The organism is Gordonia otitidis, assembly GCF_020735545.1.
GTDB classification, from domain to species: Bacteria; Actinomycetota; Actinomycetes; order Mycobacteriales; family Mycobacteriaceae; genus Gordonia; species Gordonia otitidis.
This window is the reverse complement of sequence record NZ_CP085974.1, coordinates 1,572,641-1,584,138: the sequence shown is the minus strand read 5'-3', so window position 1 is coordinate 1,584,138 and position 11,498 is coordinate 1,572,641. Positions and strand designations below refer to the sequence as shown.

At 65.7% G+C, this 11,498-nt stretch carries 10 protein-coding genes, 1 tRNA gene and 1 other RNA gene; 10 read left to right on the top strand and 2 right to left on the bottom strand.

Going from position 1 to position 11,498, the window contains the following annotated elements; genetic code table 11:
- Nucleotides 1–12: 12 nt before the first annotated feature.
- Complete coding sequence (gene gluQRS, locus LK459_RS07210) at nucleotides 13–948, bottom strand: tRNA glutamyl-Q(34) synthetase GluQRS (RefSeq protein ID WP_007239714.1); 936 nt, start codon at nucleotides 946–948, stop codon at nucleotides 13–15.
- Nucleotides 949–1,072: 124 nt separating this feature from the next.
- Between gluQRS and LK459_RS07205 the strand changes: the two genes are divergently transcribed.
- From LK459_RS07205 to LK459_RS07195, 3 genes are read left to right on the top strand one after another with little or no spacing between them, the layout of a single operon-like run.
- Nucleotides 1,073–2,134, top strand: coding sequence for an ATP-dependent DNA ligase (locus tag LK459_RS07205; RefSeq protein WP_227922392.1), 1,062 nt, complete (start codon nucleotides 1,073–1,075; stop codon nucleotides 2,132–2,134).
- A gap of 1 nt (nucleotide 2,135) precedes the next feature.
- Nucleotides 2,136–3,221 carry a DNA polymerase domain-containing protein gene (locus LK459_RS07200; RefSeq protein ID WP_227922390.1) on the top strand — a complete coding sequence of 362 codons (1,086 nt, stop codon included), beginning with the start codon at nucleotides 2,136–2,138 and terminating at the stop codon, nucleotides 3,219–3,221.
- Between the two features lie 39 nt (nucleotides 3,222–3,260).
- Entirely contained in the window at nucleotides 3,261–4,154 is an 894-nt protein-coding gene (locus LK459_RS07195) for a DUF5996 family protein (RefSeq protein WP_007238210.1), read from the top strand.
- A gap of 78 nt (nucleotides 4,155–4,232) precedes the next feature.
- On the opposite strand, the gene LK459_RS07190 is transcribed toward LK459_RS07195, so the two are convergent.
- Nucleotides 4,233–5,081 carry an NmrA/HSCARG family protein gene (locus tag LK459_RS07190; RefSeq protein ID WP_007238209.1) on the bottom strand — a complete coding sequence of 283 codons (849 nt, stop codon included), beginning with the start codon at nucleotides 5,079–5,081 and terminating at the stop codon, nucleotides 4,233–4,235.
- Between the two features lie 112 nt (nucleotides 5,082–5,193).
- Here LK459_RS07190 and LK459_RS07185 point away from each other — a divergent pair.
- The 7 genes from LK459_RS07185 (at nucleotide 5,194) to LK459_RS07155 (ending at nucleotide 11,349) form a co-directional block, all read left to right on the top strand.
- Nucleotides 5,194–5,278: transfer RNA gene (locus LK459_RS07185), tRNA-Ser, on the top strand.
- A 281-nt stretch (nucleotides 5,279–5,559) separates the two neighbouring features.
- On the top strand, nucleotides 5,560–6,198 hold the full coding sequence (locus LK459_RS07180) for a hypothetical protein (RefSeq protein ID WP_227923603.1): 639 nt from the start codon (nucleotides 5,560–5,562) through the stop codon (nucleotides 6,196–6,198).
- Between the two features lie 147 nt (nucleotides 6,199–6,345).
- Nucleotides 6,346–6,440: signal recognition particle sRNA small type (ffs, locus tag LK459_RS07175), an RNA gene on the top strand.
- A 68-nt stretch (nucleotides 6,441–6,508) separates the two neighbouring features.
- Complete coding sequence (locus LK459_RS07170; RefSeq protein ID WP_227922388.1) at nucleotides 6,509–7,795, top strand: aminotransferase class I/II-fold pyridoxal phosphate-dependent enzyme; 1,287 nt, start codon at nucleotides 6,509–6,511, stop codon at nucleotides 7,793–7,795.
- Nucleotides 7,796–7,824: 29 nt separating this feature from the next.
- Nucleotides 7,825–9,126 (top strand): glycosyltransferase 87 family protein, encoded by a 1,302-nt coding sequence (locus tag LK459_RS07165; RefSeq protein WP_227922386.1) that lies wholly within the window; start codon nucleotides 7,825–7,827, stop codon nucleotides 9,124–9,126.
- A gap of 81 nt (nucleotides 9,127–9,207) precedes the next feature.
- Nucleotides 9,208–9,669: a hypothetical protein gene (locus LK459_RS07160; protein ID WP_227922384.1), complete on the top strand. Its 462-nt coding sequence runs from the start codon at nucleotides 9,208–9,210 to the stop codon at nucleotides 9,667–9,669.
- Between the two features lie 111 nt (nucleotides 9,670–9,780).
- Complete coding sequence (locus LK459_RS07155) at nucleotides 9,781–11,349, top strand: acyl-CoA synthetase (RefSeq protein WP_227922382.1); 1,569 nt, start codon at nucleotides 9,781–9,783, stop codon at nucleotides 11,347–11,349.
- Nucleotides 11,350–11,498 lie beyond the last annotated feature (149 nt).

Here is an 11,498-nt window from a genome sequence, read left to right as displayed (position 1 = left end):
ATCTGAGGGTGGTCAACGCCATTCATCGTCGGTGAGAATCCACGGCTGCGTCGGCAGCCGGGTCGGGTCGAATCGTCGCGCCAGATCGACGAGGGTGACCCGCTCGCCTGGATCGGCCAGGTTCAGCGACACCGCGATGTGGTCGAGGACCGTGGCGGTGTCGATCCCACGGTCCGCGAGATCGGCGAGTGTCACGGCTCCGTCGCGCTTCGACAGTCGAATGTTCTTGTCGTTGAGCACCATCGGAACATGTGCGTACACCGGGGGAGCATGCCCGAGGAGTGTCGTCAGATAGGCCTGGCGGGGCGCCGACGACAGTAGATCGTCGCCCCGCACCACCTGGTCGACGCCCTGCTCGCCGTCGTCGACGACCGCCGCGAGGTTGTAGGCCGGCGTGCCGTCGCCGCGCTGGATGACGAAATCGTCCACGGTGCCGGTGTACTCACCGTGCAGGACGTCGAGCACGCTGAACTCGTCGACATCCGCGATAATCCGGATCGCGGGCGGGCGCCCCGACGCCCGCTTCTCATCGCGCTGCGCGACGGTGAGATGTCGACAGGTGCCCGGGTACGCGCCCGGCGGTGAATGCGGCGCCGACGGCGCCTCGAGGATCTCACGTCTCGTGCAGAAGCACTCGAAGGTCCGGCCCCGCGCGGTCAGGTCGTCGATGACGCTGCGGTACCTCTCGATCCGGTCGGTCTGATAGAGCACCGGCGGATCCCACTCGATCCCGAGGACATGCAGATCGTCGATTTGTCGCTGATCGGAGCCGACCGCGGTGCGGTCCAAATTCTCCATCCGGAGCAGAAAACGGCGCTGCGAGGTCCGTGCGAACAGCCACGCGAGGACAGCTGTGCGCAGATTCCCGACATGCAGATCGCCCGATGGCGACGGCGCATACCGCCCGGCCGGGACCGCCGGGTCGACGGGGGAGTGGTGCGCGCACATCGTCGACGACACTACCGCCGATGGTCGACGGGTTGATCGATCCGGTCCCGGTCGACCGAGTGAGCGGCCGGGCCGGCGTCGCATCATCATTGCGGGATCGTCGCGCAATGGGGAGTATGGGGGCGTGGACCTACCGGTCATGCCTCCCGTCGCGCCGATGCTCGCCAAGGCTGTCACAGCGGTGCCCGATCAACCGGACACCGAATCTGCGCCGACGTGGTCATACGAGCCGAAGTGGGATGGCTTTCGCGCGTTGGTCTTTCGTGACGGCGACGAGGTGTACATCGGTTCGCGCGGCGGCAAAGACCTCGCCCGGTACTTCCCCGAGATCGTCGACGCCGCGCGTGCCGAGCTACCCGAGAAGGTGGTGCTCGACGGCGAGATCGGAGTTCCGTCGACCATCGACGATGTACAGCGTCTCGACTGGGATTCGCTCGCGCAACGCATCCATCCCGCTGATTCGCGGGTACAGATGCTCGCCGAGAAGACACCGGCGATCTTCATCGGATTCGACGCGCTGGCGCTCGGCGAGAACAGCGTGGTCGACGAACCGTTCGCGCTTCGACGCGACACCCTCGTCAAGGCTGTCGGACCGAGTGGCGCCGATCGTCGATTCCATGTCAGCCGTGTCACGACCGACGCCGCCACCGCGCGCACCTGGTTCTCGGCGTTCGAGGGCGCGGGACTCGACGGTGTGGTCGCCAAACGCCTCGACGCCCACTACCTGCAGGGCAAGCGCGAGATGCTCAAGATCAAGCACAAACGGACCGCCGACTGCGTGGTCATCGGCTACCGGGTACACAAGAGCGGCACCGGGCTCGGCTCGATGTTGTTGGGCCTCTACAACGATTCGGGAGACCTTCACATGGTCGGTGGCGCCGGGGCGTTCACTGACAAGAAGCGACTCGAACTCGAAGAGATGTTCTCGCCGATGCGCACCGATCCCGACAAGCCCGCACCGGGCGAGCCGACGCGGTGGAGGTCGGAGAAGTCCGGCGAGTGGATTCCGATCCGACCGGAATTGGTTGCCGAGGTCGCCTACGACCAGATGGAGAACCATCGTTTCAGGCACACCGTGAAGTTCCTGCGCTGGCGCCCCGACCGTGATCCGCAGAGCTGCGGATACGACCAACTCGAGGTTCCGCTGACCTACGATCTCCACGATGTGCTCGAGGGGGAGGGCTGACATGGCATCGCGCTCGCCCGCAGAGGAGCTCGACGTGGACGGCGTGGCCGTCCGGATGAGCAATCCCGACAAGATCTACTTTCCCGAGTTGGGCGAGAACGGTGGCCGTAAGAGGAATCTCGTGGGTTATTACCAGCGCATGGCGCAGTCCCGCGACGATGGCTCCGATGGGCCGGTCTTGACCGCCTTGCGCGACCGCCCGACATTTCTGCAGCGCTTTCCCGACGGCATCGACGGCGACGAGATCTACCAGAAGCACCTGCCGAAGAAACGTCCCGACTTCGTCGAGTCGACGCGGATCACCTTCCCGTCGGGCCGCACCGGTGACGCACTGCGTCCGACGAGCGCGGCGTCGATCGTGTGGGCGGCCAACCTCGGGACCGTGACGTTCCACTCGTGGCCGACGGTCGCCGCCGACAACGATCACCCCGACCAACTGCGCATCGACCTCGATCCGCAGCCCGGCACCGACTTCGACGACGTGCGACGCGTTGCCGTCGACCTCCTCGCGCCGCTGCTCGACGAGCTGGGCTATGCGGGATACCCGAAGACCTCGGGTGGCAGGGGAATTCACGTCTTCGTCCCCATCGAGCCGCGCTGGGATTTCATCGCCACCCGGCGCTGCGGTATCGCGCTCGCACGCGAACTCGAACGTCGTGACCCCGACGCGGTGACCACCTCCTGGTGGAAGGAGGATCGCGGCGAACGGATCTTCATCGACTTCAACCAGAATGCGCGTGACCGCACGATGGCAGCGCCCTATTCGGTACGACGCACCGCCATCGCACGCGTGTCGACTCCGGTGACCTGGGCCGAACTCGCCGACGTCGAGCCAGACGACTGCACAATCGCCACGGTCCCCGAACTCGTTGCGCGACGTGGTGATCCGATGGCCGACATCGCCACGCACCGTCGAGGTCTCGAACCGCTGTTGGAGATGGTCGAACGGGATGACGCACAGGGTCTGGGGGACATGCCGTACCCGCCGAGCTACCCGAAGATGCCGGGTGAGCCGCCGCGGGTGCAGCCCAGCAAGAAGGTGGGAGCCCACTGGGACGCGGAGGGGAACAGGATCGGTCCGCCCTGAGCGCCGACGATGGCGCCGCACACAGGAAATGAGTAGCACATGACAACACGCACCACCTTCGAGTCGTGGCCGGAGCTGCGGGTCGCCGACTGGGAGCAGACGCGCGACACCGTACACATGTGGAGCCAGATCGTCGGCAAGACGCGACTCGCGTTGGCGCCGCCGGAGAACCATTGGTGGAACATCGCGCTCTACGTGAACTCGGTGGGACTGACCACATCCCTGATGCCGTACGACGGCTACGGCGTCGAGGTCGTCTTCGACTTCGTCGACCACGTTCTGAACATCACCACGACCAAGGGGCAGCGACGGCAGGTCCGTCTCGAACCGCGCACCACCGCCGACTTCTACGCCGACTATGTGGCGCAGCTGCAGTCGCTCGATATCGATGTCCCGATCTACGATCGGCCGGTCGAAGTGGCCGAAGCGATTCCGTTTCCGGAGGACACGAAGCATGCGTCCTATGACGCAGACGCCGTTCACGCATTCTGGACGCAGCTGGTGAGCACCGCGCGAGTGTTCGCGGAGTTCCGTGGTAAGTGGCGCGGCAAGTGCAGTCCGGTCCACTTCTTCTGGGGCTCATTCGATCTCGCGGTCACGCGTTTCTCCGGACGGCCTGCGCCACAGTTCTCCGGCGCCGTGCCGAATTGTCCGGCCCACGTGATGATCGAGTCGTACTGCGAGGAGGTGTCGTCTGCCGGGTTCTGGCCCGGAGGGGCCGACGAGGGGTCGTTCTACTCGTACTCCTACCCGGTGTATGACGGTTCCGCCGATGCGCCCGTGCACCCCAAGGGTGCCGGCTACGACGCCGCGCTCGGTGAATACCTGCTGCCCTACACCGCGGTTCGTACCGCAGCCGACCCTGACGCTCACCTGCGTGAGTTCCTGCAGTCGACCTTCGACGCCGAAGCCCGTCTGGGGGAGTGGCCGTAGGTGGCCACAGAATGTCGGTCGACTCCCTGAATGTGTGTGCTGCAGCAGCCACATTCTCCGATCAGACCCACATTCTCGTCAGCCCAGCGCGTGCCGAGCCCAGTCGGAGAACGATTCCCACTCGATCTGCGGGTACGCGGCGTGGAGCGCCGCGACGTCGACGCTGTATCCCTCGGTCGCCAGAAAGGTGAACATCGCTCGCATGTCGGGCGACGAAATGCGTTCGGGATCAAAGGATTCTGCCTGCACCTTGTCGCCTGTGGCGGCACTGACGGCCTCGGCCATTGCATTCGGGGTGATCTCGTCGGACGCGAGGTCGATGCGTCGGCCGGCGAAGTCGGCAGGAGCGTCGAAGATCATTGCGACGAACCGTCCAAGGTCTCTGCGAGAGAGTTGTTGCAGGGGCTTCTCGGCGGGCATGCCCATCGGGATGACCCCCGCCTTGAGTGCGTCGAGGCCGCCGAGCAGGTTGTCGTAGAAGTAGGTGGGTCCGACGATGGTGTGTGAGAGACTCGACGCCGCGAGCTTCTTCTCCACTTCGTATTTCGAATCGAAGTGCGGGATGCCGGTGTTGCGATCGGCGCTGGCGACCGACGAGAACACCAGATGGGGCACGCCTGCGCTCGTCGCCGCGGTGATGATGTTGTCGCCCTGACCGACCTCGGCGTCGGCGCCCGACTCGAACGGCGTCGTCAACGCGAAGACACCGGAAGCGTCGGCAAAGGCGTCGTCGAGGCCCTTCCCGGTGGCGATGTCGGCGACGGCCAGCGGGATACCACGGTCGGCGAGTTCCAGTGATCTGTCGGAGTCGGTGAACCGGACGACCGCGCGGACGGGTTTGCCCGCATCCTGCAGGGCGTGCAGGACGGCACCGCCCTGGTTACCGGTCGCGCCGAGTACGACGTAGGGGGATTCTGGTGAGGGCATCTCGGTTGGCCTTTCCGTCAAGTGGGGGCACCTTCGACGCTACTGCGCCACCTCCCGGCGTCGGCCTCAGATTTGGGTATGCCGTCGCGGGACCGTTATCATCGCCAAGCCTGGAGGATTCGCCTAGTGGCCTATGGCGCTCGCCTGGAACGCGGGTTGGGTTAACGCCCTCGGGGGTTCGAATCCCCCATCCTCCGCAGCAGACACGAGCCCGGTTCGCAGAACATGCGCCGGGCTCGTGTCGTCTCCACGCACCCGATGGGGTGCCGTCGACGACGGTCCACGGACTTCTCCTCACGCCGCTCCCGTGTTCACCCGCCGGACACCTGCGGCAGGCAGCGTGTCCCTCGCTATGTATCGACGACCGGTTGGAGTGAGTGTCATGGCAGCGTGTCCCAGTAGTAGTAGGCCGGAAGCGTCGCGGCCGCGTCCCAACCGTCCGTTACAACCGACGAGGTGGCCGACACTGCGTTTGGCGGTGTCAGTGGTCGCGCTCGTGCTGGCGGCGGGTCTGTCCCTGGCAGCCCCGGCCCACTCGGCGCCCCCAGCGCAGCGTGGAATCGATCCCGTGCACACCCCGACCCGCGCAGCCACCGACTTCACGTTCCTCATCGCCTACAGCTTCGGCAACCGAATCCCGTCGGGCGTCGACCCGACACGCACAGTCGGGGAGCCGGGACCGGTCAATGAGGCGCTCGCCGACGCCGCTGTCCGCACGCGCGGCGATCGGAGCATCCCGATCTACGCCCAGACCGAGATCGCCCGGGTACTGACCTCGAAGTACCACGCGACCGGCGTCGTCGAGATCCCACCGGACCGCAAGCCCGACGGCACCCTGGTCTACCTGTCCACCGATGGGGTCGCAGCCAAGGTCGCCGCGCTGCGCGGACGGTCTGCACACACGGACGTCGCGGGCGTCGTGGCGTTCTCCGACCACCTCTGGCGGGCGGTCTACACGACGCGTGCCAACGGACTCGACGCCTACGCACCCGCAGAGATCGCCATGCCGTCGACCTACGATCCGCAGTCCGGCCAGGACTGGACACGAAGCCGCGCCGCCTACCTTCCCCGCGACTACGCGGCGCGACTCGCGCTGGTGCCGCGATTGGTGCGTTGATCGCGGAGACACCGCGGCGCGACTCGCGCTGGTGCCGCGATTGGTGCGTTGATCGCGGAGACACCGCGGCGCGACTCGCGCTGGTGCCGCGATTGGTGCGCTGATCGACCCGCTGTCGCTCCGTCGCGGTGACTCGCTACAATTGACGACGGATCCCGCGCGGCGTGCATCCTGTGAACTCCCCCAGGGCCGGAAGGCAGCAAGGGTCAACGGGCTCTCTCGGGTGCGCGGGGTCCTCTAATCTGTTCAGATCCGCAAGCGTGCCGAAAGCCGCCATCGAGCCTGGCGTCGGTTCGGCGAGAGGTTTCCGTTGAACTACCACTCGATGAGTGCAGACGAACTTCGCGCCACCCAGGACGACCTGCACAAGCTCTACGAGGGCTTGCTCACTGCGGGGCTGAAGCTGGATCTGACCCGCGGTAAGCCGTCACCGGAACAGCTCGACCTCTCCAACGAGTTGCTCTCGCTGCCCGGCGCCGACGACTACCGTGACGCCGCCGGAACCGACTGCCGCAACTACGGCGGGGTCGCCGGGTTGCCCGAGTTGCGGGCGATCTTCGCCGAGCTCCTCGCCGTCGACGCCGAGAATCTGATCGCGTTCGGCAACGCCAGCCTCGACCTCATGCACCAGGCAGTGGTGACCTCGCTGCTCAAGGGCACCCCCGACTCGTCGCAGCCATGGGCGTCGACGGGCGAGACCATCAAGTTCCTGTGCCCGTCGCCCGGATACGACCGCCACTTCGCGATCACCGAGCACTACGGCATCGAGATGATTCCGGTACCGATGCTCCCCAACGGGCCCGACGTCGACGTGTGTGCGCAGCTGGTCGCCGACGATCCGTCGATCAAGGGTCTCTGGGCAGTGCCCACCTACTCCAATCCGACGGGTGCGACGTACACCGAAGAGGTGGCACGCGCCCTGATGGCGATGCCCGCGGCACCCGACTTCCGAATCTTCTGGGACAACGCATACGCCGTCCACACGCTGGTCGACGCCCCGCCCACGCCGTTGCCGATCGTCGACATCGCTGCCGAGGAGGGACACCCGAATCGGGTGTACGTGTTCGGCTCGACGTCGAAGATCACGTTCGCTGGTGCGGGCGTCGCATTCTTCGGGTCGTCGGCGGCCAACGTTGCCTGGCTGACCGACAACCTCGCCTTCACGACCATCGGCCCGGACAAGGTCAATCAGCTCCGCCATCTCCGCTTCTTCGGAGACGCCGACGGCGTGCGTGCACATATGGCCAAGCATCGTGAGATCCTCGCGCCCAAGTTCCGGTTGGTGCTCGAGATCCTCGAGGACAGGCTCGCCGAGTCGAAGGTCGCCGCGTGGTCGGAGCCGGAGGGCGGCTACTTCATCAGCCTCGATGTTCTCGACGGTGCGGCGAAGCGAACCATCGAGCTCGCGAAAGATGCGGGCATCGCGCTGACGGCAGCAGGATCGACCTACCCGTACAAGCATGATCCGTACGACCGCAACATCCGACTCGCGCCGACCTTCCCCAGCACCGACGACCTTCGTGTCGCCATGGACGGCGTCGCCACCTGCGTACTCCTTGCCGCGACGGAGAAGCTCCTCGCCGACGTCGAATCCTGACGGAATGGCGCGCGTGTGACAGTTCGGCCATGGTGAGGGTCCCGCGACGTTGGGTCGTGGCCGTCGGGTTCCTGCTGCTCGCCGTGTTGGCCCTGTGGTTGCAGGACGTGATCGTTCCCTATACGACGCCGTTCTGGGGACTGTTCGACAATCAGCTCGACCTCGACGTGTACCGCGCGGGCAGCCAGACCGTACTCGACGGCGGCAGTCTCTACGACGCCAAACTGCTGGGCCAGATGGACTACACCTACGCGCCCATCTCGGCCATCATCTTCATCCCATTCGCGCTGATGTCGTTCGAGGCAGCCCGAATCGTGTGGACCGCAGGCATTTTCATCGCGCTGTACCTGGTGATCATGCTGTGCTTCCGCTCTCTCGGAAGACAGGCGAGCTGGCCGCTGCGCATCGTCGCGCTGTCGCTGGTTGCCGTCGCGCTGCTGCTCGAGCCGGTACGCACGACGGTCTGGTACGGCCAGATCAACGTCTTCCTGCTGCTCATCATCCTGGCGGACCTGCTGCGCGTCGACGGGCCGCGGGGAGACAGCAGTCGCGGCATGGGGCTCGGTACGGGCATAGCCGCGGGCATCAAGCTGACCCCGTTGATCTTCATCCTGTATCTGGCCGTGCTGCGACGGTGGCGGGCGATGTTCGGCGTCGTGGCAGGTTTCCTCGGCACCATCGTCATCGGATTCATCGCGCTGCCCCGCGAATCCTGGGCGTACTGGACCGACAAGATCTTCGACTCGAACCGGGTCGGGGCGCCGCAGACCGTCGGCAACCAGTCGATTCGCGGGTGGCTGGCCAATCTCATCCACACCGATGCGCCTAACTCGCTGCTGTGGCTGGTGCTGGTGCTCGCTGCGCTCGCCCTCGGCATGTTCGCGGCGGTCCTCGCGCATCGCAACGGCCAGGAACTGCTCGCGTTGAGCATCGTCGGAATGACAGCCTGCGCGATCTCACCGATGTCGTGGGGACACCACTGGGTGTGGTTCGTGCCGATCATGGTGATCTGCGTGAACCTCGTGTTGCGTACCGACCTCTCACCGCTTCGCCGCGTCATGGCGGGCGTGTCAGTGGTGTGCCTCGTCCTGGTGTCTTTCTCGTGGCGGACCTATCTCGCGCACCCGATCTGGTTCGTCAACAAGACGGTTCCCGACGCCTACCTCATCGGACTGTTCTTCAAACACGGCATCGTCTGGCTCGAGTGGTTCACTGTCTACCCCTACAACGCGGTCTTTCTCTGTACGACCATCGCGACCATCGTCGTCTATCGGAGACCACGGGTGTCCGTTGTGCCCGAGTCTGATCACGTGCGGGACACGATCGGCTAGCTGAGCTAACAGACACTTCGCCGTCGTCGACGTCACCTGTAGCGGGCTCAACCCGGGGCCGCCCGACGCCAGGGGATCACAATGCTTCGACGTTCGACGCTTCGCAGACTGATCGCAGGATTTGTCGGTGCGGGGGCACTCGCCGCCAGCACGATCGCAGCGGGGGCTGCCGCAGCCGACCAGACGGTCAACGACCAACTCGGAATGCGGTGCTACAGCCTCAACCCCAATATCCTCGACTTCCCGTCATTTCAGGGCGTCAACGTGCAGCGGGACGCAGGCGACAACACGTTCTGGCTCTCCGGGGACAGCAAGAGCTTCTTCCCCTACGCGTCGGACACGAGGATCACCGTCACGCAACTGCCCAACGGGCCGACGCACACCTACTACCGGCACTGGACCCACTCGATCGGCGACAACAGTGGCTACCAGATTTACGGCATCCCAGGCCGGGGCAAAGTGAAGATCACCATCAACGCCGTCGACCACGGACTGCTCACCCTGCGTGCGCCGGAGTGCTCTGCCGTGACCGACCTGAAGTGATCGACTATTCGGTTATCGCCAATTCACTGAACTCGGACACCTCGTCGTCCTACGCTGATGCCATTCTCGGCGGAGTGCACCGTGCCTCCGCACCGACGGTGGGAGTCTGTGATGGCCGGACGAGTGGCGGTACCCGATTCGATGGATCTCGGCTCGTGGACGGCACGACGCGCCGCGATCGGACCCGACCATCCGGCGGTGACCTACGGTGACGAGACGCTCAGTTACGCACAGTTCCAGCACCGAATCGATTGTCTCGCTGACCAATTGGTCGCCGGTGGTGTCGGGTCGGGTGACCGGGTGGCCTACCTCGGACCGAACCACTCGGCCTTTCTGATCTCGCTGTTCGCCTGTGCGCGGTCGGGCGCGACGTTCGTGCCACTCAACTTCCGACTCACCGGGCCCGAACTGGCCTACATCCTCGACGACTGCGGTGCGACGACACTGATCGCCGACGCCACGCTCACCAGCGTCGTCGACGAGGTGCGCTCCGACCTGTCGATCGCGCGGTACGTCGCGGTGGGGGAGGCATCGGGGTGGGAGAGCTTCGACGACCTCCTCGCTGTCGGCACGCCGATCGCGGAGCCGGTGTTCGCCGATCCCGCGGATGTCGCCGTCATCATGTACACCTCGGGTACCACCGGTCGCCCGAAGGGGGCGATGCTGACACACGGGAATCTGTTCTGGAACAACATCAATGCGCTTCTGAGTTTCGACACCGTCTCCTCCGACGTCACCTACACCGCGGCGCCGCTGTTTCACATCGGCGGCCTCAATGTGACGACGCTCGTGACGCTCCAGAAGGGCGGCCACGTCATCCTGTCGGGTGCTTTCGATCCGACGCAAGCACTCTCCGACATCGAAAAGTATCGCGTCACAACGATGTTCGGTGTGCCGGCGATGTTCTTGTTCATGAGCCAGGTGCCCACCTTCGCCACCGCCGATCTGTCGTCGCTGCGCTATTTCATCTGCGGCGGGGCGCCGGTCCCCGAACCGCTGATGCGTGCCTACGCCGACCGGGGTGTCACCTTCGCGCAGGGCTACGGCCTCACCGAGACGGCACCACTGGCCCTCGTGATGGGCATCGACGAATCGGAGAAGAAGATCGGTGCGGCAGGAAACAAGGTGTTGCCGCTGTCGGACGTCCGCCTCGTCGACGCGACCAACACCGAGGTCGCGGCAGGGCAGCCGGGCGAGATCTGCGTCCGCGGCCCGCAGGTGATGGTCGGCTATTGGAACAACCCGGCCGCCACCGACGCCGCGATCGACGACGACGGCTGGTTCCACACCGGCGACGTCGGGCGTGAGGACGACGACGGCTACGTCTACGTCGTCGACAGGGTCAAGGACATGGTGATCAGCGGCGGCGAGAACGTCTATCCCGCCGAGGTCGAAAGCGTGCTCTACAGCCATCCCGCGGTCGCGGAGGTCGCCATCGTCGGACTCCCCGACGCCAAGTGGGGCGAGGCGGTGACCGCTGTCATCGCCACGGCGCCCGGGGAGACCGTGACGCTGGAAGAGCTGCGCGAGTTCGCGGCCGACCGACTCGCCCGCTACAAGCTCCCGCTGCGCCTGGAGTTCGTCGACGCCCTGCCGCGCAATCCGTCGGGAAAGGTGCTCAAGTTCCAGTTGCGCGAGGAGTTGGGCGCGCAGAGCCCGTCCGCCTCCCCGGTCGTCTGAGCTGGCGGGGCGCATGCGCCGACAGTGACGGCTGTGGGGCCCGTGACCTGTAGCGGTACGTGCGCACCGTAGGTTTCTGCCGGCTCCGTCTGGCCGCGGTGTGGGGGCTGTGCACAGGGGTGGGGCAGCGGGTCGCGCTGTCGGTGTCC

Coding starts and splice junctions, on each gene's coding strand:
- gluQRS (WP_007239714.1), bottom strand. CDS start 948: ATGTGCGCGCACCACTCCCCCGTCGACCCGGCGGTCCCGGCCGGGCGG.
- LK459_RS07200 (WP_227922390.1), top strand. CDS start 2,136: ATGGCATCGCGCTCGCCCGCAGAGGAGCTCGACGTGGACGGCGTGGCC.
- LK459_RS07195 (WP_007238210.1), top strand. CDS start 3,261: ATGACAACACGCACCACCTTCGAGTCGTGGCCGGAGCTGCGGGTCGCC.
- LK459_RS07190 (WP_007238209.1), bottom strand. CDS start 5,081: ATGCCCTCACCAGAATCCCCCTACGTCGTACTCGGCGCGACCGGTAAC.
- LK459_RS07165 (WP_227922386.1), top strand. CDS start 7,825: ATGGTGAGGGTCCCGCGACGTTGGGTCGTGGCCGTCGGGTTCCTGCTG.
- LK459_RS07160 (WP_227922384.1), top strand. CDS start 9,208: ATGCTTCGACGTTCGACGCTTCGCAGACTGATCGCAGGATTTGTCGGT.
- LK459_RS07155 (WP_227922382.1), top strand. CDS start 9,781: ATGGCCGGACGAGTGGCGGTACCCGATTCGATGGATCTCGGCTCGTGG.